Source organism: Janibacter sp. CoH_79_TC_3 (assembly GCF_058197955.1).
On sequence record NZ_JBXWIV010000010.1, the window covers coordinates 62,007 to 87,285 of the forward strand.

Genomic DNA, 25,279 nt, shown 5'->3' on the forward strand with positions numbered 1-25,279 from the left:
GCTATAAATGATAATGTGAATAGCAGTATGATAAGCCAGTGAGCTAAGAGCGCAAGTAGAAAAGTAAGTAAATCTGTATTTACACTGATACCTAATTGAACAAAACCTTTGATTAAGCTCAGATGGATTATACGTCATCTTATTATTAGAATAATAAAACCACCAAATAAAAATAAGCGAGAATCAGCCATGCCAATACCATTTAATCTATTAGCAAATACCACCATGCCTATCGCGCTTTATAACAGTAAACAACTTTATGCCATGGAGCAGGCATGGTTTGCCGATGGTCATGACAGTTTTGGATTAATGAAACAAGCGGCATGGCAAATGGCACAGTATATTGCGGCGCTTTATGAGCAAAAGATGCTCAATACTCATGCGTTAGCTAACGTTAAATTTTACCGTTGTCATACTTATAAGCGTCGAGCGAGTATTTGGGTCGGGCACGGAAATAACGGTGGTGACGGTTGGCTGATTGCTTACTATTTGCAGCAAATGGGCTGGCAAGTAGAGGTAGTAACCGTTGGTTTTGATAGTCATCATTTTGCGATAAATGATACAACGCAACATCATAACGAGAAAAAAGCGCTATCTGATGCACAAAAAGCGCTACAAATAGCTTTGTCTACTAACTGTTCTTATCAGCGCTTTGAAGACAGTAATGATAATGAAAAGGTAGATAAGCAGCTGCAAGCGGATGTTTATGTTGATGCGCTATTTGGTATCGGTCTGGATCGTGCGCCTACAGGCATCTATAAGCAGGCAATCTTCGCCTTTAATGCTGTTGCTCAGGATGATAGTGCTTTAACGATTGCAGTTGATATTCCTAGCGGATTGGTGGCTTCTACGGGTCAAGTATTCGACCAAATAGCGGTGCAGGCTGATGCGACGTTATGTTTAATTGCACGTAAATTGGGCTTGCATACTAAGGATGGTATGGATTATAGCGGCCAGATTATTGATATACCGCTGATACCTTATCAAATGGGCAATACAGCATTTGAGCCAGCTGCCAAATTAATAACGACTGCACATCCTTTAAATCCCCGTCGACAAAATAGCTATAAAGGCAGTTATGGACACGTATTGGTCATTGGTGGTAACCGTATTGACGGCTCCCAAGGTATGGGCGGTGCCGCTATCCTTTCGGCCTCAAGTGCGATGGCAACAGGGGCAGGTAAAATAACTGTTGCCTGTCATGAGGCATTTCATGGGGCGCTCTTAACCTCACTGCCAGATGCGATGACGATAAATTTGCATGATGCAGATGGGATAAAAAGCCTTATGAAGGAAGCCAGTGTAATAGTTGTCGGTATGGGGCTGGGCCGTGATGAAAAAGCAAAAGCAGTTTTTATGACTTATATTGAAACGGCGATAGTAGAAGGTAAGCCGATAATCATTGATGCTGATGGTCTTTATCATTTGGCAGCATTGCATATAGATGAGAATCAACTGGTGTCGCAGTTAAAAGCGCATAGCGTTAAAAATCAGGTTTGTTTCACCCCGCATAGTGGTGAAGCCGCTAAGTTATTAAATAAAAAGGTTAGTGAAGTAGAGGCTGATAGATTGGCAGCGATAAAACAGTGTACCGAAAACTATGGTGGTAACTGGGTGTTAAAAGGGGCAGGGTCTTTAGTTTTGGAGCAAGATAAAGAAGAACATCGCGTTTATGTTTGCGGCGTCGGTAACGCTGGCATGGCAAGCGCTGGGATGGGCGATGTATTATCAGGTGTGATTGCAGGTATGCTAGCTCAAGAAGATTTAAGCGAAGAAGCGGGTAGTTTGCACCAAGCGGTTCTCCTTCATGGATTGGCGGGAGACTGTTTAGTCAATAAGACGGAAAAACTTGGCAGTATGACCAATAATGATAGGTCATTATTGGTCGGGCAACGAGGCTTACAAGCGCAAGATATGCCCGCTGCTATTCGTCATGTTATGCAGTTAATGACTGAGTAGTTAGCTACTGACAAGCCTTCAATAGAACATGCTTAAGATTAGGTCTTAGCACCATTACAATATTGATTGATGGCTTGCTGTACGCGCTCACGCTTTAGCTCAATCTCACGGCCATCTAAGTATTGACGTTTACCATTGGCATCCATCTCATAGATACGTCCGCCAACATTTAGATTGGTCAAATTGTTACGTAATGACTGGCAACGCTGCGCATTTGCCTGCGCCTCTTGTTCTTTGATACGCGCCTCTAACTGTGCAACCCGTTGTTCTTCTGCACTTTGCGGTGCCGCTTGGTTGGCTTCGGTCTTACCAGCCAATTGTCCAGCGTTACTTTGTCTGCCGTCACTGCGAAATTCAATCACTTCAATATTTTTACCGTTTTGCGGTGCATGTTGGCTGTATTTCACCTCACCATGCGCACCGATAGATTTGTATACCTGAATAGCGTGACTGGCATTGATTGGTAGCATGATCATACACGCTGTGCTGATACTCATAAGCAGTTTGGCAGCGGTATTTATGGTAGACGCATATGCCATAGTAACAATCCTCTTAATAGGGAAAAAACGTATGTATTTGTCAGTTAAGGATAATATTTAAACGTCTTGATAACAATATAAATACATTAGCGTTTGATTTTAGCAAATATTACTTATAAATGTACATTATTTAATAACTAATAGTTAGGGATGGGGTTTAGAAGTTTTTCTTGACAATGGTGGCCAAACCATCGAATATAATAGCAGTTGATTGGTCAGTGAGCGGCTTTTATGATATTGCCGTGGCACTTGAAAATAAGGACTACGGATTACTTATCAGTAGCTCGCTTAGCTTTATTTTCTTTGTGACAAAAATATAAAATAGATGGTCATTATCGTAATGGTTATCAGATTCTATATTTATTGTCTCCGGACTTATCCGTCTACAATGACTAAGATAAACTTATTATTACTGTGTTTGCTAAGATTTGGCTGTAATAAAAATAGGGCATAATGTGTGGTTATAACATTTACTCATCAAACAGGTTATAAGATTTAAAAATCCTATAATGTGGTAACCATCTTGAGATTTGTTTTTCATGCGGTATCGATTTATTTATTACTGGCGTAAGTACGTATTCATCACAAATAATAAGCCTCTTTTATAGATGCACTCGCATCTTGTCACTGTCTATCGATAAAATCCTGTCACAACGCTGACCTGACATATATTGCTGTGTTTGAGTGGCTTGCTGTCTTATAAAGCAGCGTTACTTAGATATAGTGGGCACACATTCTTGATATGGACAAGGATTCGTATTCATTTTAAGAGCCAGACAACCCTATGTAGCTATCGTGGTTTTCTCTTATGAATGAACGCCAATTCCTACCACAAAAAAAGGTGATGACAGTGACGCAAACCACGCAAAGTCCAAATATGACTGGACATACCCAAACGGGTAATGCCGCCAAAAATTTTGAAGAGAAGCAACAACGCCTTGCTGAAGGTAGCGCCGAGCCTGTAATGCTATCTGGCGCTGAGATGCTGGTGCAATCACTCACAGATGAAGGAGTCAAATATATTTTTGGCTATCCAGGCGGCGCTGTTCTGCATATTTATGACGCCTTGTTTCAACAAGAAAATATCGAGCATATCTTAGTACGTCATGAGCAAGCAGCCGGTCATATGGCCGATGCTTATTCGCGAGTCACTGGTCAGACTGGTGTGGTTTTAGCGACTTCAGGCCCAGGCGCCACCAACACGGTGACGGCTATTGCCACAGCGTTTATGGATTCTGTGCCGATGGTGGTCATCGCAGGACAGGTACCGAGCAGCCTAATCGGTGAAGATGCTTTCCAAGAAACCGATATGATTGGTGTGTCGCGTCCTATCGTCAAGCATAGCTTTCAAGTACGCCATGCTAGCGAGATTCCAATGATTGTCAAAAAAGCATTTTATATTGCGCAGGCTGGACGTCCAGGTCCTGTTGTAATCGATGTGCCAAAAGATATGACGGCGCCAAGCGAAAAATTTGCTTATGAATACCCAAAAGAGGTGTTTATACGCTCGTATCAGCCGTCATTAAAAGGTCATAGTGGTCAAATCAAAAAAGCGGTTGAAACACTACTTGCTGCTAAGCGCCCGATTATTTACTCTGGTGGCGGTGTTGTTTTAGGCAATGCACATAAAGAGCTCACTGCTCTTGCGCATCGCTTAAACTTACCCGTAACCAATACCTTAATGGGCTTGGGTGCCTTTCCTGGTTCTGATAGCCAGTTCTTGGGTATGCTTGGTATGCATGGCACCTATGAAGCCAATATGACCATGCATCACGCCGACGTAATCTTGGCAATTGGGGCACGGTTTGATGACCGCGTGACCAATAATGTGAAAAAATTCTGCCCGAATGCGACGATTATACATATCGATATTGATCCTACGTCCATCTCAAAAACGATTAATGCGCATATTCCGATCGTAGGCGATGTTAAATCTGTGCTTACCGATATCATAGAAATTGTCGGTGAAGATAAAGAGCTAGAGCAACATGCATTGTTAGATTGGTGGTCACAGATTAATGAATGGCGTAAGCGTCATGGCCTACGTTATGACACCAGTACCGATAATGGTATTAAGCCACAAGCGGTCGTGCAAGCCTTAGATAAAGTGACTAATAGTAACGCTATTATCACTAGTGACGTCGGTCAGCATCAGATGTTTGCCGCGCTTTACTATACTTATAATGAGCCACGTCAATGGCTAAACTCAGGTGGTCTTGGTACCATGGGCGTTGGCCTGCCATACGCAATGGCAGCAAAACTTGCTAATCCTGAGCGTGATGTGATTTGTATTACCGGTGAAGGCTCCATTCAGATGAATATCCAAGAGCTCTCAACTTGCTTGCAATATGATTTACCGGTCAAAATCCTAAATTTAAATAACGCTCAGTTAGGCATGGTGAAGCAGTGGCAAGACATGCTGTATGAAGGCCGTCATGCCCATTCTTATATGAATTCACTACCAGATTTTGTCAAATTGGCTGAAAGCTATGGCCACGTCGGTATTAAGATTACGGATCCTGCAACTATGGAAGCACAGTTGGCGGAAGCTATGGCGATGAAGGATAAGTTGGTATTTATCGACGTTTATGTCGATCGTAACGAGCATGTGTATCCGATGCAGATCGCTGGGCAAGCGATGCGTGATATGTGGTTAACCAAAGGGGAGCGTACCTAATGCAACAACAACATCTGATTTCGGTATTGATGGAAAACGAAGCGGGTTCGTTGTCGCGAGTGGTCGGTTTGTTCTCTCAACGTGGCTACAACATTGAAACGCTAAACGTTGCACCAACAGACGATCCGAGTATTTCTCGCTTAACGTTAACAACGATTACCTCACCTGAAAAGATAGAGCAAATTACCAAGCAATTGCATAAATTGATTGAAGTCGTTAAAGTGCTTAATCTATCAGATACCGTACACGTCGAACGCGAACTGATGCTAATCAAAGTGCGAGCGACAGGCGGCGTACGTGAAGAGATTAAACGCAGTGCCGATATTTTCCGTGCACAAATCGTTGATGTGAATTCAAACCTTTATACCATTCAAATCGTCGGTGACGAAGCCAAGCTTGACGGCTTTATCGATGTGATTGGCCGTGAACGTATTATGGAAGTCGTGCGTTCGGGTGTGATTGGTATTGCACGCGGCGAAAAAACGCTGAGCTTATAGGCAGCGTTTATCGCAAAATATATGGTTTAAAGCGTGGTATTTTAAATTTAATTATTCAACACTTAACATAGCGCTTATATGGCAAATCACTTTATGATAGTGACTGTAATCTAAGCGTTTATTTATCCATGGCCCGCCATGATTGAGGAAAAGGACTCTACTTATGAACGTTTATTATGACAAAGACTGTGATTTATCGATTATCCAAGGCAAAAAAGTTGCGATTATTGGTTACGGTTCACAAGGCCATGCACACGCGCTTAACCTGCAAGATTCAGACGTCGATGTGACCGTTGGTCTACGTGCCAACTCTGGCTCATGGAAAAAAGCGGAAAACGCTGGTCTAAAAGTTGCTGAAGTAGAAGAAGCAGTAAAAGCTGCTGACGTTATCATGATTTTGACGCCTGATGAATTCCAAAAAGAGCTATATCAAAAAGAGATTGAGCCAAATATCAAAGAAGGTGCAACGCTAGCTTTCGCTCATGGTTTTGCGATTCATTACAACCAAGTCGTTCCACGTAGCGATCTTGACGTTATTATGGTTGCGCCTAAAGCACCAGGTCATACTGTACGCTCAGAATTTACCAAAGGCGGCGGTATTCCAGATTTGATCGCTATCTACCAAGATGCATCAGGTCAAGCCAAGCAGTTAGCATTGTCTTATGCTGCTGGTGTTGGTGGTGGTCGTTCAGGTATTATTGAAACCACATTTAAAGATGAAACTGAAACTGACCTATTTGGTGAGCAGGCGGTTCTTTGTGGTGGCGCTGTTGAGCTAGTAAAAATGGGCTTTGAAACCCTAACAGAAGCGGGCTATGCCCCAGAAATGGCTTACTTTGAGTGCTTACATGAGCTTAAGCTTATCGTAGACCTCATGTATGAAGGCGGTATCGCTGACATGAACTACTCAATCAGTAACAACGCTGAATACGGCGAGTATGTGACTGGTCCTGAAGTTATTAATGAGCAATCACGTGAAGCTATGCGTAATGCGCTAAAACGCATCCAATCTGGTGAATATGCAAAAATGTTCATCAGTGAAGGCGCAACCAACTATCCATCAATGACCGCCCGTCGTCGTAACAACGCTGAGCACCAAATCGAAGTAACTGGTGCTAAATTGCGCGGCATGATGCCTTGGATTGGTGGCAACAAAATCATCGATAAAGACAAAAACTAATTTGCTAGAAGGCGATTAAGCGATTAATCAACTCTCTATCATTTTAATCATCTAGAATCCAAAACCCGTGTTATCACTTGATGGCACGGGTTTTTTTAATTGCTATCATTTCGATAAGCTAAGTAAGGTTTTCATGTCAATTGCTTTGATATTGGTTGAAAACGCATCATCGCTACCTCATATAGACAGCCTTCATCATTTTTACTTAAAGTGTTATTTCGTTTATTGCTCCATTTAAGCAACTGTTAGTAGAACCAATCGGCTACTAAATTTTAAAGTGATTGTTTTTCTTATTCTTATTTTTTATTGATTACAGGTTGTCTGCTGTGCAAATACCAAATCCAAACTGGCTAACGCCGCAATTCGCATATATTACTCTGAGTGCTGTCGTGGCTGTACTAATATGGATAGAAGGGGAGATGCTCAAAAGCAATCAGGGTAAACTGCCAAAGTCCAAATTTTTTCAAATCAGCTCCCTAATTGATACTGCTTGGTTTTTTGTATCAACAGTGGCGTTATACGTCATTGATCTAGCGCCATTAGCGCTCGCAGTTCCAGTCGCTTATAGCATTTATACCATCTATGGTTGGATATATGGCACACGGCTACTCAAACGTAAAGGCATACCCAACTCACCGAAAGACTTGGTCGTTCCCGCTAAGTACATCGCTTATAGCCAATCGTTTTCCCTGATATTTTTTGCACTATGTCTACTGGTATTATCGTCACCATGGCTACCGTTACCGCAATAGATATCTAGTTAAACCGTTAATCCATTGATTTTATCGCTTAGAAAAATATCATTAGTGTTCGTTAAAGATTGCTAAATAAATAAAAATAGTCATATAAATCAATATTTTAGATAAAATAGCGATATATTAATCATTACCTTTACATAAGAAGTGGATTATTTACAAAAAAAAGTAATTTAACCTGTTGCCGTTGAGAAAAGCTGTTATAATCAGCCTGTACTCAAAGGATTTGAGGCAAGAACAGATAGTATATCTTATAGATATATCAAGGGTTTAAGTCGACGCATTCAGCAGAAAATACTTGAGTATATATCAATTAATCGGTGATGACACACGTCTCGCCAACAGTTAAAGAGTTAGGAAAATTTATGTCAGATAAAGTTGAAGGCACTGTAAAGTGGTTTAATGAAGCTAAAGGTTTTGGTTTTATCGCGCAAGACAACGGCGGACAAGACGTATTCGCTCACTACAGCGCTATCCAAGGCGGTGGTTTCAAAACTCTAGCCGAAGGCCAAAAAGTGTCTTTCATCTTAGGTGATGGCAAGAAAGGCCCACAAGCTGAGCAAATCGAAGCTATCTAATCTCATTTGACATTGAGTAAGCTGTTTTTTCAGCTAGCTCGGTGAAAGTAAGATTAATCAATATGCATTGATACCTTTGTTTGTTAAAACAATAAAAATACTGTTTAGACTTTAAAAAAAAGCAACCTCTCATCAGGTTGCTTTTTTTATGAAATTTTTCTAATAAAACAGACCAAATATTTAAGGTTATGAAGCTTATCGTCATTAAGGTTGCAAATAGAATGGTAGGTTTTCAATATAATAACAGCCTTAAGTAAGAGATAGCCGACTATCAGTTAGTCTACAAAAGGTGGAAAGCGTGATAAATATTGTACTGGTTAAGGCCTTTAATAAGATAAATGGTTAATTAATGCGCTTATAGACGCTTTTTGCAATAATGGTGACAAATTTATGACGCATTATTCACGGCGTTGTCTTGACCTTATGAGCATGCTGACGCAAGATAGATAGGTCTGATAATAACGGTTGGCTTAGCTTTAACAGCAAATTTTAATGCTTTACTCTTAAATTTATATTTTTAGTAAATGCAAAGTAATGAATAACAAATATCATGGCGATATACTTTTAGTGATTGGCTTATGAGTGTTTATTTGAAATTTCTGTTAATGTAATAAAAAGCTTTAGTAATATTTTGAACGACAATTTGAACAACAGTTTAAAAAAATGAACCCTTGGTTCTTAACTGGCAATTTTAATTCATAACATTAATAAACGAGGAACGTATGAAAGCATTAGTAGCGGTCAAGCGTGTCATTGATTACAACGTAAAAGTTCGTGTAAAAGCTGATAACTCTGGCGTAGATTTATCTAACACTAAAATGTCAATCAACCCTTTTGATGAAATTGCTGTTGAAGAAGCGGTTCGTCTAAAAGAAGCGGGCGTGATTGATGAAATCATTGTGGCATCAATTGGTCCAAAAGAATCACAAGAGCAAATTCGTGCCGCTTTAGCATTGGGCGCTGATCGCGGTATTTTGGTCGTGTCTGATCAAAAACCTTATCCATTACAAATTGCTAAAATACTTAAGAGTATTGCTGAATCTGAGTCCACTGATATTATCCTTTTAGGTAAGCAAGCGATTGATGATGACAATAACCAAACTGGTCAGATGCTCGCGGCATTGATGGGCATTGGTCAGGGTACGTTCGCGTCAGAAGTAAAAGTTGACGGTAGTAAAGTAAATGTCACGCGTGAAATTGACGGTGGTTTGCAGACCCTAGCGCTTGAGCTACCAGCGGTTATCACCACTGACTTACGTTTAAATGAGCCACGTTACGCTAAATTGCCTAACATTATGAAAGCTAAAAAGAAACAGCTTGATGAGAAAACACCTGCTGATTTCGGTGTTGATATGATATCTAAGCAAGAAATTATCAAAGTCGTGCCACCTGCTGAGCGTAAAGCTGGTATCAAAGTGGGTTCAGTTGACGAGTTGATCGATAAGCTAAGAAATGAAGCAAAAGTTATTTAATGATTGAATAATTTGCTACGGCATATCATGTACAACGTTATGAAGTTTGAGTAGTTTAGTATTTAAGCTAAATCGATAAATAACGCTGTACACAAACAACCGCATGAATAGATGATACGAATAAATAAAGGACAAAAACAATGGCAATTTTGGTATATGCAGAACATGACAATGCCAGTCTAAAAAAGGCAACTTTGAACACAATCGCTGCCGCTCAGCAAATCGGCGGTGATATCCATGTATTAGTCGCTGGTAGTGGTGCGCAAGCAGTAGCTGATGAAGCAGCAAAGGCAGCAGGCGTAACTAAAGTATTATTAGCAGATAACGCCGCTTATGAGCATCAATTGGCTGGTAACGTTGCGTTATTGGTTGCTGATATTGCTGGTGATTATAGCCATATCATTGCACCTGCTACCACTACTGGTAAGAACTTTATGCCACGTGTAGCGGCTTTACTTGACGTAAGCATGTTGTCAGAAATCTCTGCTGTGATAGATGCACAAACGTTTGAGCGTCCTATCTATGCAGGTAACGCCACGGCAACCGTTAAGACTACAGAAGATAAAGTCGTCATGACAGTACGTACGACAGCGTTTGATCCAGTAGCAAGTGAAGGCGGTTCAGCGACTGTTGAAGCTATCGACAACGTGCAAGAGACTGGTAAAGCAAGTTTCGTTAATGAAGAGATGGCCAAATCTGACCGTCCTGAATTGACATCAGCAAGCATCGTGGTTTCTGGTGGTCGTGCATTGGCAAATGGTGAAAACTTCACTAAATACATTGAGCCATTAGCTGACAAGCTAGGCGCTGCTGTTGGCGCATCACGTGCCGCTGTGGATGCAGGTTATGTACCAAACGATATGCAGGTTGGTCAAACGGGTAAAATCGTTGCTCCAGACCTATATATCGCAGCTGGTATCTCTGGTGCCATTCAGCATTTAGCTGGTATGAAAGATTCTAAAGTCATCGTTGCTATCAACAATGACCCAGAATCACCTATCGCTAGCGTTGCTGATTACTTCTTAGAAGCTGATCTGTTTGAAGCATTACCTGAGCTGACTAGCAAGATTTAATTGTTACCTCTTGCATAAGTAATGAAGCAAAAAAACCCGCTATAAAAATAGCGGGTTTTTTTATGTCTATTCTGAAGTCTTATTGAAACATTTATTTATATTGTCTGAGGTTGCTATTTTATAGGATAATCTTCTATAGTAGACTAAAGTAATATCTAGCTATTAAGTAATACGTTTTTTATAAATGATATTACCATTATGGCGCTATGTGATTATCTATTTTGAATAAACGGAATCAAGAATCTAGGTCAAATACAGTTTTTTAATGATAAAAATTTATTTTATAAGCTAGTTAATATGCTATTTAATTTTTTAAATAGTTAGGAGGAAAGGATGAATGTAGCAATGGATTTTACAGAACAGTTACCTAAAGAATGGGATGATTGGATTACGACGAATATTATGCGGGGTATTTCAAAAGAGGTGATTATACAGACATTAAAAGACAATAACTTTTCAGATACTCAAATTCAAATAGCTTTGAAGAAAGGTTTAAATAGAGATACAAATGAAAGTATACAAAATATTAGAAAATTGCCAAACAATTTGAAAGAATGGGTGGGTTTAAATTTACTACAAGGAGTGAGTAAAGATAATATCGCCCAAGTATTATTGCAACAAGGTTATACTCATGCAGAGGTTTTACTAGAACTAGAAACTGCATCTAAAAGCCCTTATTTGAAAGCCGGACTTAAACCTACTAAAATTTTAAATAAACGAGAATGGCTTCTTCAGACCTGCGACGATCTAGCTAGATTGGATCCCGGATACAATCAAAAAATTGATGTCATCGAAACACCGTCTTTTGATATATTTATTAGAGATTATTATAGCAAGCACAAGCCTGTGGTGCTTAAAAAAGGCATTGATCATTGGCCAGCGCTAAAGAAATGGAGTCCACAGTATTTTGCTGATACGTTAGGGGAGGTAGAAGTTCAGATTCAATTTAATCGTGAAAGTGATATTTTATTTGAACGCAATTCTAATAAACATCGCAAGTCCATGCGTATGGCTGAGTTTGTCGATATGATTGAAAATCATGGTGATAGTAATGACTACTATATGACAGCTAATAATACCCAACAAAATGTCGATGCCATTAAACCGGCGTTTGAAGATATTGGTGACTTCGGTGACGGTTATCGGAAGCTAACCGACGACCCCTCTTTAAGTACATATTTTTGGATGGGACCCAAAGGTGTTTTTACACCTTTACATCATGATTTAACCAATAACATGCTAGTTCAAGTTTATGGAACTAAGAAAGTTACTTTGATTCCAGCTTGGCAAGTGCCTTGGCTCTATAATGACTTGCACGTGTATAGTGAAGTAGATTTTCCTAATTTCGATCTAAAAAAGCACCCATTAATGCAGCATGTAACGCCAGTTGAAGTCAATATTGAAGCTGGTGATGCATTATTTATTCCTATTGGATGGTGGCATTGTGTTAATGGACTAGAAAAATCTATTAGCATCAGTTTTACTAATTTCAATGCACCGAATAACTATTCTGCGAGCTTCATGGAAGCACAAGGTTAATGCGTTTATAGAGTTAAACAAATAAGCCTTAAATAAAAATGACTGAATAAATACAATTATTTATTTAGTCATTTTTTTTAATAGATTCTACATATATGACAGTAAGTTTTAAGAGTAGCTTCTTTGGCGCAACGTCTCATACAAGCACAATGAGCCTGCAATCGCTACATTCAAGCTTTCTTGCCCATTAGGCTGTGGTAGAGCGATAGGGGTGGCACACTGCATCAACTCATCACAAACGCCTTGCCCTTCATGTCCCATAATCCAAGCAATAGGTTGCTTTAAATCATGCTGATAAATGACTGTATCGGTATGCGAGCTGGTCGCAAATAGCGGCGTTTGTACATAATCCAAAATATCTTGCACACTTAGATCTTCATAAATGGTTAGGGCAAACTGTGCGCCCATACCTGCTCTAAGCGTCTTTGGTGACCATGCTTGCGCGGTACCACTGGTACAGAGGATATTGCGTATGCCAACTGCGGCGGCAGTGCGCAACAGCGTGCCAACATTCCCATTGTCTTGTACATCATTAAGAATCAGACAGTCATCACTGATTGCCGCTAAGCTCGGCACTGGTATAGTAATCAGCGCCATAATGTCGATACCGGTACCCAAGCTACGAATACTCTCATACAGTACATCGGACAAAGTCAAAATAGGCGTGTAGGTTGGCAGTCGAGTCAAAATCTGCTGAACCTCAGGATGCTGATGCGCTGAGTCTGCAAGTAATATTTGCACGAACGGATAATCGCTACGCAAAGCCGCATCGATTAAATGCACACCCTCAATGACGGTTTGACCTTGCTTTTTGCGTTGGCGCGCTTGCGTTAATAAGCCTTTGACAAGCTTGACGGTCATGTTTCTATCTGAGGTAATCAGCTCGGTGGGATTTGCTACCATAATGGTTCGCTTAGAAAAATATAGAAAGTTTGAACCGTCATTATAAGGACTATCAACATAAGGTGTATCGATTATATCGCTTTGTAATGACGGTTAGCAGATTGGCTCGGCTGAATTATTTATCAGTGTAATTTACATGTAAATTCTTAACATACTCGACTTCATTTTTGCTACCAAGTACCACAGGCACACGTTGGTGAATATCAGTTGGTGCTATATCCAAGATACGATTGACTGCGTCAGTGGCAGCACCGTCTGCACGCTCAATGAGTAAACTCATGGGATTGGCTTCGTACATTAGACGTAGTTTGCCAGCTTTATTGGCATACTTAGTGTCAAAGGGATAAGTAAACAGCCCACCGCGACATAAAATACGATGTACATCGCCGACCATCGCCGCCACCCAACGGGTATTGAAATCGCGACCACGCACACCAGTTTTGCCAGCGATAAGCTCATCGATATACTGCTGCATCGGCGCGCGCCAGTAGCGATAGTTTGACGCATTGATAGCGTATTCGCTGGTATCAGCATCGATGGTGACATTTTCTTCTATTAGCACATACTCATTGGTATCAGGGTCTAAGCTAAACATCACGACATTATCGACGATGGTCAGCGCCAATACCGTAGAGGTACCATATAATAAATAACCGGCAGCTAACTGTTGATTGCCTGCTTGTAAGAAGTCGCTACTTTCACTGATTTGACCTTGGCGTTGGTACGGTAAAATAGAGAAGATAGTACCGACGGCCATATTAATATCGATATTTGATGAGCCATCAAGTGGGTCGAACAATACCAGTAAACTACCATCAGCATTGGCAGGGGTTGCATCATCGAGCTCTTCTGAAGCGACACCTGCACAATGCGCGTTTTTTGCTAACGCATCTAATAATAAATCATTAGCCAATACGTCGAGTTTTTTCTGTTCTTCACCTTGAACATTTTGATTGCCAGCTTCACCTAAGATATCTGCAAGCGCTCCTTTTCTCAATAACTGCGAAATGGTCTTACCGACATCAGTCACGGTAGTAATCACGTCATTGAGGGCAGGGTTGCTGGAATGAGCGTCTAGGTAGTTTGCTAAGGTTGTCATAAGGGTTCCTGATAAAAGCTATTAAAATGAATGTTTTTAAAATTGAGGAAAGTGAGGGTAAAGAGTATATAAAGGTTTGAAAAATCTTTTAGGTCATACTTAATGGCATGAAATCTGGTAAATTTTTAAATACCCCGCAAGGCATCTTTGTCCTGACCACAAAATCAGCTACACTAGCGCTATTATTATTTATTTATCGTTTGGCTAAGCCGATTTTTGATGGTGATTTTGACAAGTCTACGGCTATTGGTCAAGAAGATGACGAAGACGTCTGTTTTTACGGCGCTATGTCTGTCATTGCCATAGGTGTAAATTGTAGCAAATAAGTGCCGAAATGTCCTTGTCTCCGTGCTTATCGACCATAAATCGCCAAAAAACGCATCAATGATGCTTAGCAAATCATATAAACCAACAATAAAGACCTGCCATTATGCCAAATTCTACTGATAGCCGCTCAACCCAGATAGTCTCGCCAACCGATTATGCTAAATTCGACCCTGATACCATTCATGAGAAACTGGATGCGTCGTTAAGTCGTCCGCAGCTCAATAGCGATGGTAGTATTCGCCATTTCTTGGGGGTAGAAGGTCTTAATAAAGCGCAGTTGCAAGCAATTATTGCCAAAGCTGAGACATTCTTTGATGAAAATGGGCAGCTGATTAATCGGCCTGAGCTTGAAGGTTATACGGTGATGAATCTGTTTTTTGAACCATCAACGCGTACCCGCACCACTTTTGAAGTCGCCGAAAAGCGCCTCGGTGCCAATGTGCTCAATATCGATATCGAGCGCTCAAGTACCAAAAAAGGTGAAAGCTTGCGCGATACCTTGTGGAATCTACAAGCGATGACGGCAGATATCTTTGTGGTACGGCATTCAGCGTCGGGCGCTGCTCATTTTATGGCCACAGAAGTAACACCAGATATTGCCATTATTAATGGCGGTGATGGCTGGCATGCGCATCCAACGCAAGGGATGCTTGATATGCTGACCATTCACCGTGAAGCGCCGCGACCATTTGAAGAATTGTCAGTGGCTATCGTCGGTGATATTAAACATTCACGTGTCGCACGCTCAGATATCAGTGCGCTACAAACCTTGGGCGTTAAAGACATTCGCGTCTGCGCGCCACGCACTTTGTTACCCAAAGGGATTGAGCGTTTCGGCGTACAAGTCTATGAAGATATGAATGACTGTGTCACGGACTGTGATGTCATTATGGGATTAAGAATACAAAACGAGCGCATTGGCTCGCCGCTGCTGGCGTCATCGAGTGAATATTATAAGCATTATGGTATTACACCAGAGCGCATGGCATTGGCTAAGCCTGATGCTTTGGTGATGCATCCAGGGCCGATGAACCGCGGCGTTGAAATTGCCTCAAGTGTTGCCGATGGTGTGCAATCTGTGATTTTAAAGCAGGTAAATAACGGTATCGCTATTCGTATGGCTGTGTTGTCACTGGCAATGGAAGGTCAGCGCGCTCATCAAGCCGCAAGTAAGTAAACCTCTGCCACGCTGCTTTATATTTATTTATCCCATTTTATTGATACGGTAATAACGCTCATGACCACTATGTTAAATACGGATGCACCGATAATTAACCATCTTCCTCAAGCATTTAAAGACTCATTACCAAATGCTGCAACAACAGCTAAATTAGCTGCAGTTGCAGCGGGCCGTGAAATGTGGCTGCTACCGCCACTAGTTGATTTATGCGCGCGTCTACGTGAGCCGGGGCAACAACAACACGGCACTTTAGAGTCAGAAGGGCGCGCTGCCCGTGGCAATGGTTTTTTGCATGTGGTGATTCCGCCTGATACCAATCCTATTTTAGAAAACGGCTCGCTGCTAAAAGGTTTACGTGAGCGCGCGCTTGGTGATGGCGGTATTTATTTACATATTTTAGGTGCGTTGACAGAAGGACTTCGTGGAGAGAATCCCTCTAATATTGCTGGCCTTAAAAAAGGCGGCTGTATTGCCGTTTCAAACGCGCGTCGCCCTTTTCGCAATGACTTAGTGTTACTGCGTACATTGGAATATGCGGCGACTTTTAATATGAAAGTATTCTTTTATCCTGACGAGCCAAGTTTATCTGGTGATGGGGTAGCGCATGAAGGCTATATCGCGTCATATCATGGTCTGCAAGGGATTCCTTGGATTGCAGAAACGGTTGCTTTGTCAACGCAGTTATTAATGGTGGAAGAAACGGGTATCGCGGCGCATTTTAGCCAGTTATCTTGTAAGTCTTCGATTGAGCTGATGCGCTGGGCGAAAGATAAAGGTTTGCCGGTGACTTGTGATGTGGCCATGCATCAGCTTTATTTAACCGATGATAATTTAAAAGGCTTTAATGCCCAAGCTTATGTGCTACCACCGCTGCGTAGTAATACGGATCAGCAAGCTATCCGCCGTGGTTTAAAAGACGGCACTATTGATGCCATTTGTAGCCACCATGAGCCGCTAAATAGTACCGCTAAAAAGGCACCGTTTGCTGAAAGTACGCCCGGTATCTCAAACTTTGATACGTTTATGGCGCTGGCATGTCAGCTAGTACGTGATGAGGTATTAACGCTTGAGCAACTGGTCGATAAAATCTGCCTCAATCCGGCAAAAATCGCAGGTATTAGCGAGCAGTATGAAAGTATCGGCGGCGCCGTGTTGGTAGATCCAAATCTTGAGTGGCAAGTAACCACAGAATCTATGCTGTCAAATGGTAAAAATACGCCATTCTTCAATGAGCAGTTGCAAGGGCGTGTGGTGGAGACTTTCTTTGGCTAATTTGCCTAGGCAGGATGATAAGCTGCAACCATCCTCGAAGGATAACGACCAAGATACCAGCCAGCAGCATACACCGCGCAGTGGCGCTAGTACCTCTAGCGAATCTATTAAAGCAGTCGCAATATATGAAGTGGTCAAAGGCGTCGGTGCGTTATTAGGGGCGGGGGCTTTATGGTCATGGCATAGTGACCTTGAGCGTTGGCTAACGACAGCGACCGCTTCTTGGCAACAAACCTTTGGCCAGCTACTGGCACCGCAAGTTGATAGTGCAGTACGCATAGCCCAGCAGGCAAGCAAAAATTGGCCAGTATTCTTGTTAATAATTTTTGCTTATGCCAGTTTGCGCTTTCTTGAAGCCTATGGTTTGTGGCAAGACAAAACCTGGGCCTATTGGTTTGGCGTATTAGGCTACGGGATATTTATTCCTATTGAGATTTACTATCTGTTTGCTAGCCCATTTGACTGGTTTAAACTTGCCATCTTAGTATCAAATATTATTATAGTCATCGTGGTTTATCGCAATATGAAGCGCAAGGGTTTGATATAACTAGGCTGTTATAAAAATAGATAAACAAGTTTAATAGACCTAAAAAAGCCAGTATAAGATATTATCTTATACTGGCTTTTCTTTTACTAAAACGACTAATTCAAAACTATTTAAAGGCTATATCTCTGTGACTTTCTCATCCGTACGGATGCTTCTAGCCACTTTACCGACGCTCAAACCTTGTACCAAGATAGAGAATATCACCACCGCATAAGTGAGCGCCAATAAAATATCTCGCTCGCTGCCTGCCGGTAGCTGCAATACCAAAGCAACCGAAATGCCACCACGTAATCCGCCCCATGTCAGCACTTTCCATGCGCCTGTCGGCAAATCAAGCTGACGATGAAAGGTTTTGGTGGTCATGCCAACCACAATAAAGCGTGCAAGTAGGGCAATAATAATTGTCAAACCAGCGGCTATAAATAAATTACCCGAATAAGCAATCATTACTACTTCAAGACCAATTAATACAAATAAAATAGCGTTGAGGATTTCATCAATCAATTCCCAAAATAAATCAATATAATGACGCGTCTTATCGCTCATTGCCAACGCTCGTCCGCGATTACCAACCATTAATCCCATCATTACCATCGCAAGTGGACCTGATAGATGCCAATGGCTGGCGAGTGCATAGCCACCTATCACGCCTGCAAGCGTTAATAAAACTTCTTCTTGGTAGCTGTCGATGCTTTTAAGCATGTAATACAAAATGGCCCCGAGTACCAGACCAAAGATAATACCGCCACCAGCTTCAACGGCTAATGTATGGGCGACATAATTTGCCGTTGGAATATCGCCGCTCGATAAAATACCGAGCAGCAGTACGAAAATAACCACGCCAATACCATCATTAAATAATGACTCACCGGCGATGACGGTTTCAATGCTTTTTGGCGCGCCAGCCGATGCTAAAATACCCATCACGGCAATCGGATCAGTTGGCGATATCAAAGCGCCAAATAATAAGCACCACAAAAACGGCAGCCCAAAACCAAAGAGCGGCAGCATAAAGTACAGGGCAGCGGCAATTAATAGCGCCGATACGATTGTGCCTATACAGGCAAGGATACCAATAGGTAATTTATAACGTTTTAAATCGCCAATATTGACATGTAGCGCGCCAGCAAAGAGCAACATAGACAGCATGCCGTCTAATAAGACTTCGGTAAAATCAAGCTGCTCCAATAGACTTACTTCGTAATCAATCAGCTGATCAAAACCTAAAAAGCCCAAAAATATCGCACCGATAGATAATAAAATGGAGATAACCATCACGCCAATAGTCGTTGGTAGGCCGATAAAGCGATGATTCACATAAGTTAATAAGGCAGTAATCGATAAAAAAATAGCGCTGATTTCTAGTACGGTCAAGCTGCTGGTAGGAGCCATAAAAAAGGTCTCAAATAATGATAAAGAATTGCCCTAAATTTAGAACTTAGAAAGGTTGAATGGGTTTTATGTTAGTTATTTTTGCGTTGGCTTGCCAGTTATGAATAGCCCACTTGTTTTTAGTAATAAAGTCTGTTTTAGATATTACCTTGATTGCATTTGTAATGCTTGATGAATATGAGCATCAAACTTAGGGACATAAGCAAAGTATTGATGTTGGGCGTCTTCTTCAAGGATAAATTGTTTGGCTTGTTGGCACATGGCGATTAAGTCATCGACCAATTCTTGATAGCTGAGATTGTCTTGTCCTGCATGTTCAATCAATGTCAGTTCATGCAATATCGTTTGCTGCTGAGCATTATTAACTTTAGCGTAATTAAGATCTACCAATGCCTGACAAAGCGCCTTTAATACCATTAAGTCTGCGGTTGCGTAACGCCGTATCTCACCAAGCGATGTATCAATAAAGTCTGATATTTTAGGAGTATGAGTCACGACGGCTAATATGGCGACGCGTGGTTTATTGCTTATGCTTTCAACACTGCTGTTGTCTGAGCTTGCTTTATATGGCGTCGGTTGATGTGATCTTGATTGATTTAGCGTCGACTTATCTGGGTTTGGTAGATAGAAGTGATAGGGGCTGGGTGGCTGACGACGCATCATAATACTTAAACAAGCGGTCAAAGACTGAACACAATTGACCGCTGTTTTTGGATCATTGATACCCGGTGATAGGGCGCGTACCGCAATCTCAGTCATTTGTCCTAAGCTATAAGCGATATCGTTGGAGTGGCTTAAGCGTTGCTCAATACGTATACAGCCAGCAAAGCGCTGCCAGAACAACCCATCGGGCGTACGTGGGACGATAGCAAGCTTTGGTGTGTTGGTTTGATGGCAATTGTCTGAATGGGTGGCTGGACGCTTATAAAAATAGCCAATGATATTTCTATCAGTGACAAAATCACCAAGATTGGCGTTAATATGCACCACGCCGCCATAATCTTGGGTCAGGGTGATAAGGGACTCAAAGTAGATTTGCTGAATATAACCTGAGCTTGGTGAATAAATCGGCGTGGCAAGCCAAGTATGGAATTGTTCGACGTCGTGATGCTCAACGTCACGTTGATGCTCGATATCGCAGCGGTCTTTATACCAGTAGTGAATGTTTTTAATCGCCTCATTACTTGCGCCTTGAATCACATGCGATGCCTGAATCGCATGCACCATATGCTGCACAAAATAAACCAATAATAAAGCGCAAATAATCGCCATGATAATGGCAAAGGTCACCGCCAATTGCGGCACCCCAAAACCAACATCATATTTATGAATCGCTTTTAACACCAATAAGCTATAACTAAAGGTGCCAATAAACGCGCCTAGAACAAATTGATTTGGCGTATCTGTCAAAAAATTACGCAGCAATCGGGGGCCAAATTGTGAAGATGCCATCGACAATACGGCAATCGTAATCGAAAAAGTGGTACCGGCAACACCGAGTACGGCGCCAGCAATGGTGGTCATAATAGCGCGAGCGGCATCATCATCACCTGTAAAAGCAAAGGTAAGTTCTCTAACCGTTTCGCGGTCGAAATGTTCATCAATGGTGACCAATAAAGGTGCCAGTAAAATACCTACTACTACGCAAGCGGTTGGAATAAACCAATAAGAGCCAATAAGCTGCTGCCATAGATTTCTTAGGCGATCAGGTAAATCGGTCAGCGTCTGTAGCGACCAGAGCTGGGTAAACTGCTTTAGCCTGTGCATGATTGTGAGCCATACCGATTTAAGCCAGCCATTTTTAGGGTGTTTGTCCAATATTATATGCTCCAGAAATGACCTAAAAACCGACCTAAGAATAATCCCACTATTATTAACAAGGTAAGGATTCTATTTGGCTAATAAAATCTCTTAAAAGTAAATTACCTTACCATATAAGCCATAAAAATTTAGTAAAAAATAAGCCCCTATGATAGGAGCTTATTTATAAATTATTATTAATATAAAAAACTATAAAAAATGATAATGAGCTAAGTAGCTGTTGGGTTATCCGCTTCAGTAATGATATCGCTTTTATCAGTCATACGTTTCTTGCTATCAGCATTGACTTTATCATCGCCAATGTCTTTAGGAATGATGATTTCATTATTGCGCTCATCGCATTCTATATCGCTGTCTTTGTCATAAGCGACCGGGTCAAAGCGCGGCGTGTCGTTATCACTACCTTTATCTTCTTTAGATAAATGGCTAGGCGTAGCAGCGCTCGATTTTCTAAAGAGTTTAGAGACATTATCTTTAGCCAAATCGGCTTCATTTTTCGCTGATTTTTTACGTGGTTCACTGTGAGTAAAGATAGCATTTAACGGCACATTTAATTGTTGTTTGGCATAGGCTTCGGTGTTCTCAAAGCGATTGACCAATAAGCTTAGCCAAGGTTTTTGATCCTCTATACTCATCTCATCAAGCTCATCTTTGATAGGCAATGGATAAGGTAAAGTGCGATAAAAGTCCCACAAGGTCATCTTGCTCAAATCTTTTTTCAGTACATAATCTTCTTCTTCCGTCATGGTGATTAAATTGCTGTCTTGCAGATATTTAAGATAGGTATACCATTTTGGCAGCTCTTTGCGCCCCAATACATTGCGTAGCGCCTGTTCACTGACTGCCTCGCCTTTTAAATGATGGGTATAAACGAGATTTAACATATCGAGCAAACTTAAGAGCGGATGGCGTGGATAGACTTCTTCGGTCTCGAAAATAGTCAAGGTATAACTAATCTCAACGCCCAACAAAATCAAATTCCAAGACAGATATATCCATAATAAGAAAATTGGCAGCGCCGCAAACGCGCCATAAATGACTTCATAGCTGGTAAAGTTTGCCATCACCGTACCAAAAAGATTCTTCATTAGCTCAAAGATAATCGCGACAAATATACCGGCAATAGCGGCGTTTTTTGCAGGGACACGGGCTTTTGGAATGAACCAATACATACTGATAAAACCAGCGACCGTAATACCAAAGGAGACGACTTGTACCCAAAACGACCAGTCGATGCCATAACCTGCAATTTGTCGGTTTAAAAAACTTAGGCTTTGTACCGCACTTGAGGCAAGAAATGCGGTACCCAACACTAACGGTCCCAACGTGACGATGGTCCAATACCGCAACATACTTTTCATACCGCCAGAGCGATTTTCTACCCGCCAGATTTGGTTGAAAGCACGCTCAATGGTGGTCAAAGTCATGATGGTGGTAAAGACTAAAACCATCGCGCCAATAATAGTCAGGTTTGATGATTGCTCAGCAAAGGTATTGATATATTTACTGACCTGTAAGCTCGACTGGGGCAGCAAGTTGCTATATACCACCTCATAAATCTGTGCTCTGACGGAAGCCAAAGCTGGCACTGAAGACAAAATCATCAAAAGCACGGTTAAGATAGGCACAATGGATAATAAAGTCGTGTAGGTCAACGACGCAGCTTTTTGTTGGCAGTCGTCTTCAAAAAAATGCCGAGTCAGAAAACGCAGAAACTGAAACCAACGTTGGTGTAAAAAAGGGAGTTTTTTTAATAAATTTTCCATGACAACCATTTAGCAGGAATAAGAGTGCAAATAGTGTAGCAAAAATGGCCATCCACAATCTGCCACTTAATTGTGTCAAAATGCATTTAAGTCATCGTAAGTTTAAGGTTGTCTATATCATCCGTAAAACTATAATGCTAAGTGAGCTTTGTTTGCATGTCAGTGAATGACTCGGGCATAATGTGTACATCTTATAATGCTTGTTGTCTGCTATATATATATAGCTGAAATAACACATATATAAAATAACAACGTCAATGATTTTAGAAGGAAGTTTTGCTAATGAGTCAGACCGCCCCTTATGTTTTGGTGCTTTATTATTCAAATTATGGTACGACTAAGACATTAGCATATGCTATCGCCCAAGGTATTGAAGACGCTGGCATGACGGCGCGTATTCGTACCGTGCCGACAGTTGCGCCTGAAACCACCGCAATTAAACCTTCGATACCTGATGAAGGCGATCTTTATTGCACCATGGATGATTTAAAAGATTGCAGCGGCCTTGCGCTTGGTAGTCCGACGCATTTTGGTAATATGGCTGCACCTATGAAGTATTTTTGGGACAATACTGTGACGCTATGGCTAGCCGGCAATCTACAGAACAAACCGGCAGCCGTATTTACCGCAACCGGTTCGATGCATGGCGGACAAGAGACAACTTTGCTTACCATGATGATGCCGCTATTGCATCATGGCATGATGATTGTGGGCGTCCCTTATGCTGAGCCTGCTCTAAATCGCACCCGTGGTGGCGGCTCACCTTATGGTGCCAGTCATGTGAGCGGTGCTTTACATGATCAGCCTGTATCAGCGGATGAGCGCGAGCTGGCGATTGCTCAAGGGCGCCGCTTGGCGATTACGGCGTCTGCCTTAGCGCAAGCCAATTGGAAACGTTAATTGACTTCTATCTATTGCTGCTTGCCGCTATCAATTAGGAAATAAATATCTCTCATGGCTACTAACCGCTCCAATCAGGACAGTGACATTCAAACCCCTGCAGAAAAAACAGCTCAGGCTACTAATGCTGTGAAGGCGCAAAAACCGATAACACCTATTCGGCAGCATTTGATGGTGACATGGTTGGTTTGGCTGGTTTTTAGATTATTGGCGCTGCCGATTTTAATCAGTATTTTTAACCCCAGTAATCCAGATATTATCGGCGGTATTGCTTGGCAAGCGCTATGGTTGGTACCAGCATTTGTCTTAACGCCATCGATATTACGCGGGCGTTCGCCTTATGCGCTATTGATAGATAGCATGTTTACTCTGGTTTATCTCGGGGCAAGCGGTGTAGTGCTATTCACGCGCGTTTATGGTAGTAGTTGGGCTGAGATAATGGTATATCTGCTTGATTTTGTGTTATTGCTGGCAATCAATGTTTGGTTATTTATATTGTTAAAACGCCTACCGTCAATGAATAATGTCGTTAAGCAGCCACGTTCTCGCTAGATGAGTCTTGGCATCTTGTATTGTTGTATCCGGTATTTACAGCAAAAAAAGCGGCGCTCTAATTAGAGCGCCGCTTTTTTATGTTAACCCTTTATGCAGAGATAATGGCTTAATTAACCTTGGTTAATTCTAAATCCATCTTTTTACCATCATTAATCTGACTTACTTTTACCGGTAAGTAATCTAAGCTTGGCGCCAACCAAAAACTGGTCGAGCGACTGTTATCATCATGCACACGGTCGACACGTACGGTATCAAAGGTACCCGCTGGCACGGTTATTTTAGTGTTACCAGATTTTTTAAACGGCGTTTTCTCAATCTTATCTTTTTTCGCCATGTAATAGTTGCCAGAGAATTTACCGTTTAATAAATCTTGGCGAATTTGCACCTCGAGGCTCAAATCATCAAAGGCTTGTTGCGTCATGTTCAGGGTTGTTGATTTGCCTTTATAATTGCTCACGACTTTTTTAGTGCTTGGGTTAAAGTCCAATTTGTGTGTGCGACCAACGCCTAATAGTTTATAAGTGGTACTGGCTTGGGTTGGGATGACATTATTACCGTTAATAGTAAAGGTGCTATTTTGCGCGGCGGTCGCGACACCAGCCACCCGAGCATCGACATTGTATTTCCATGTATTGCCAGACTTATTCAAAGTACGAGTAGCAGTACCTTTATATTTATCTTCAATGGTAAAGCTGTAGTTGGCGCTTGACGGTTCAACGCTCTTGGCATTGACAAGGCTAGGTGCGGTCATACTTAAAGCTCCAATCGCAGCAATACTCACCCCCGTAGTTAGGGCGCTTAAAAACTTAGAACGGCTGCGTTTTGGGTTATTAGAATCAGTTGCTAGGGATTGTTTATTGTGTGATAAAAAACTCATGGATATTCCTTAATTTGTTTTCAGGTTGTGATATCAGCTGTCATCAGTAACTGTTGTATTTTTATAAATCTTATTATGTGCTCAGTCTTATATATATTGTCATACTCTGTTACATTTTCAAGGGCAGCGGTGGAGGTAAGCGTTTGGCTATTGTAGTCAATGTTGCTGGTTTCGCTAAACAAAGCTGGCGCAGTAACTTGCTGTAATCCTAGTAAGATGCGGTAAACTAAATGGTGAGTAATAATAGTGACTAATAACGAAAGGGTGCTAATGTATCACAGCTTATATTTACAACCACTACTCAATAGTAAGTCTAATTTTTAAAATACTGCTAACGCCTTTAATAGCGTGCAATTGAATCAAACAGCCTT

22 protein-coding genes are annotated in these 25,279 nt (G+C 41.5%); 15 read left to right on the forward strand and 7 right to left on the reverse strand.

All coding sequences use genetic code 11. The annotated features are described in order from the left end of the window. Positions 1–189 precede the first annotated feature (189 nt). Positions 190–1,959: an NAD(P)H-hydrate dehydratase gene (locus AC2FA3_RS09810; protein ID WP_490509391.1), complete on the forward strand. Its 1,770-nt coding sequence runs from the start codon at positions 190–192 to the stop codon at positions 1,957–1,959. A 38-nt stretch (positions 1,960–1,997) separates the two neighbouring features. On the opposite strand, the gene AC2FA3_RS09815 is transcribed toward AC2FA3_RS09810, so the two are convergent. Next, positions 1,998–2,498, reverse strand: a complete 501-nt coding sequence (locus AC2FA3_RS09815) for a hypothetical protein (protein ID WP_490509392.1) — start codon at positions 2,496–2,498, stop codon at positions 1,998–2,000. Positions 2,499–3,306: 808 nt separating this feature from the next. Between AC2FA3_RS09815 and AC2FA3_RS09820 the strand changes: the two genes are divergently transcribed. The 8 genes from AC2FA3_RS09820 to AC2FA3_RS09855 all read left to right on the forward strand — a co-directional run bounded on the left by AC2FA3_RS09820 (position 3,307) and on the right by AC2FA3_RS09855 (position 12,269). Next, positions 3,307–5,175 (forward strand): acetolactate synthase 3 large subunit, encoded by a 1,869-nt coding sequence (locus AC2FA3_RS09820; RefSeq protein ID WP_490509393.1) that lies wholly within the window; start codon positions 3,307–3,309, stop codon positions 5,173–5,175. Continuing rightward, complete coding sequence (ilvN, locus tag AC2FA3_RS09825; protein WP_201546375.1) at positions 5,175–5,672, forward strand: acetolactate synthase small subunit; 498 nt, start codon at positions 5,175–5,177, stop codon at positions 5,670–5,672. The genes AC2FA3_RS09820 and ilvN overlap by 1 nt, the downstream gene beginning before the upstream one ends. Before the next feature lie 163 nt (positions 5,673–5,835). Beyond that, on the forward strand, positions 5,836–6,852 hold the full coding sequence (ilvC, locus tag AC2FA3_RS09830; protein ID WP_490509394.1) for a ketol-acid reductoisomerase: 1,017 nt from the start codon (positions 5,836–5,838) through the stop codon (positions 6,850–6,852). 326 nt (positions 6,853–7,178) lie between these two features. Beyond that, complete coding sequence (locus AC2FA3_RS09835; protein ID WP_490509395.1) at positions 7,179–7,604, forward strand: hypothetical protein; 426 nt, start codon at positions 7,179–7,181, stop codon at positions 7,602–7,604. 368 nt (positions 7,605–7,972) lie between these two features. Continuing rightward, on the forward strand, positions 7,973–8,185 hold the full coding sequence (locus AC2FA3_RS09840; protein WP_010196799.1) for a cold-shock protein: 213 nt from the start codon (positions 7,973–7,975) through the stop codon (positions 8,183–8,185). A 722-nt stretch (positions 8,186–8,907) separates the two neighbouring features. Continuing rightward, complete coding sequence (locus AC2FA3_RS09845; protein WP_490509396.1) at positions 8,908–9,657, forward strand: electron transfer flavoprotein subunit beta/FixA family protein; 750 nt, start codon at positions 8,908–8,910, stop codon at positions 9,655–9,657. Between the two features lie 140 nt (positions 9,658–9,797). Further along, positions 9,798–10,730: an electron transfer flavoprotein subunit alpha/FixB family protein gene (locus AC2FA3_RS09850; protein ID WP_201546379.1), complete on the forward strand. Its 933-nt coding sequence runs from the start codon at positions 9,798–9,800 to the stop codon at positions 10,728–10,730. A gap of 333 nt (positions 10,731–11,063) precedes the next feature. Continuing rightward, a complete protein-coding gene (locus AC2FA3_RS09855; protein ID WP_490509397.1) occupies positions 11,064–12,269 on the forward strand; it encodes a cupin-like domain-containing protein in 1,206 nt (401 codons plus the stop codon). Between the two features lie 108 nt (positions 12,270–12,377). Here AC2FA3_RS09855 and AC2FA3_RS09860 read toward each other — a convergent pair whose 3' ends face one another. Together AC2FA3_RS09860 and AC2FA3_RS09865 are read right to left on the reverse strand one after the other, a co-directional pair. Continuing rightward, the gene (locus AC2FA3_RS09860; protein ID WP_490509398.1) at positions 12,378–13,172 is read right to left on the reverse strand and encodes a TrmH family RNA methyltransferase; all 795 of its coding nucleotides are present in this window, start codon (positions 13,170–13,172) and stop codon (positions 12,378–12,380) included. Between the two features lie 115 nt (positions 13,173–13,287). After that, on the reverse strand, positions 13,288–14,271 hold the full coding sequence (locus AC2FA3_RS09865) for a class 1 fructose-bisphosphatase (RefSeq protein WP_490509399.1): 984 nt from the start codon (positions 14,269–14,271) through the stop codon (positions 13,288–13,290). 107 nt (positions 14,272–14,378) lie between these two features. Between AC2FA3_RS09865 and AC2FA3_RS09870 the strand changes: the two genes are divergently transcribed. The 4 genes from AC2FA3_RS09870 (at position 14,379) to AC2FA3_RS09885 (ending at position 17,597) form a co-directional block, all read left to right on the forward strand. Next, positions 14,379–14,597, forward strand: coding sequence for a hypothetical protein (locus AC2FA3_RS09870; protein WP_490509400.1), 219 nt, complete (start codon positions 14,379–14,381; stop codon positions 14,595–14,597). A 104-nt stretch (positions 14,598–14,701) separates the two neighbouring features. Further along, entirely contained in the window at positions 14,702–15,775 is a 1,074-nt protein-coding gene (locus tag AC2FA3_RS09875) for an aspartate carbamoyltransferase catalytic subunit (protein ID WP_490509401.1), read from the forward strand. Positions 15,776–15,835: 60 nt separating this feature from the next. Beyond that, the gene (locus AC2FA3_RS09880) at positions 15,836–17,050 is read left to right on the forward strand and encodes a dihydroorotase (RefSeq protein ID WP_490509402.1); all 1,215 of its coding nucleotides are present in this window, start codon (positions 15,836–15,838) and stop codon (positions 17,048–17,050) included. Next, complete coding sequence (locus AC2FA3_RS09885; protein WP_490509403.1) at positions 17,043–17,597, forward strand: DUF2127 domain-containing protein; 555 nt, start codon at positions 17,043–17,045, stop codon at positions 17,595–17,597. Before AC2FA3_RS09880 ends, AC2FA3_RS09885 begins: the two co-directional genes overlap by 8 nt. Before the next feature lie 117 nt (positions 17,598–17,714). On the opposite strand, the gene AC2FA3_RS09890 is transcribed toward AC2FA3_RS09885, so the two are convergent. The 3 genes from AC2FA3_RS09890 to AC2FA3_RS09900 all read right to left on the reverse strand — a co-directional run bounded on the left by AC2FA3_RS09890 (position 17,715) and on the right by AC2FA3_RS09900 (position 22,576). Next, on the reverse strand, positions 17,715–18,989 hold the full coding sequence (locus AC2FA3_RS09890; protein ID WP_490509404.1) for a cation:proton antiporter: 1,275 nt from the start codon (positions 18,987–18,989) through the stop codon (positions 17,715–17,717). A gap of 144 nt (positions 18,990–19,133) precedes the next feature. Beyond that, positions 19,134–20,756, reverse strand: coding sequence for a DUF2254 domain-containing protein (locus tag AC2FA3_RS09895; RefSeq protein ID WP_490509405.1), 1,623 nt, complete (start codon positions 20,754–20,756; stop codon positions 19,134–19,136). A gap of 263 nt (positions 20,757–21,019) precedes the next feature. Next, the gene (locus tag AC2FA3_RS09900; RefSeq protein WP_490509406.1) at positions 21,020–22,576 is read right to left on the reverse strand and encodes a YihY family inner membrane protein; all 1,557 of its coding nucleotides are present in this window, start codon (positions 22,574–22,576) and stop codon (positions 21,020–21,022) included. Positions 22,577–22,858: 282 nt separating this feature from the next. On the opposite strand from AC2FA3_RS09900, the gene wrbA reads away from it, so the two are divergent. Beyond that, on the forward strand, positions 22,859–23,476 hold the full coding sequence (gene wrbA / locus AC2FA3_RS09905) for an NAD(P)H:quinone oxidoreductase (protein ID WP_490509407.1): 618 nt from the start codon (positions 22,859–22,861) through the stop codon (positions 23,474–23,476). A 54-nt stretch (positions 23,477–23,530) separates the two neighbouring features. Then, the gene (locus tag AC2FA3_RS09910) at positions 23,531–24,028 is read left to right on the forward strand and encodes a hypothetical protein (RefSeq protein ID WP_490509408.1); all 498 of its coding nucleotides are present in this window, start codon (positions 23,531–23,533) and stop codon (positions 24,026–24,028) included. Between the two features lie 109 nt (positions 24,029–24,137). Here AC2FA3_RS09910 and AC2FA3_RS09915 read toward each other — a convergent pair whose 3' ends face one another. After that, complete coding sequence (locus AC2FA3_RS09915) at positions 24,138–24,908, reverse strand: DUF3108 domain-containing protein (protein ID WP_490509409.1); 771 nt, start codon at positions 24,906–24,908, stop codon at positions 24,138–24,140. Positions 24,909–25,279 lie beyond the last annotated feature (371 nt).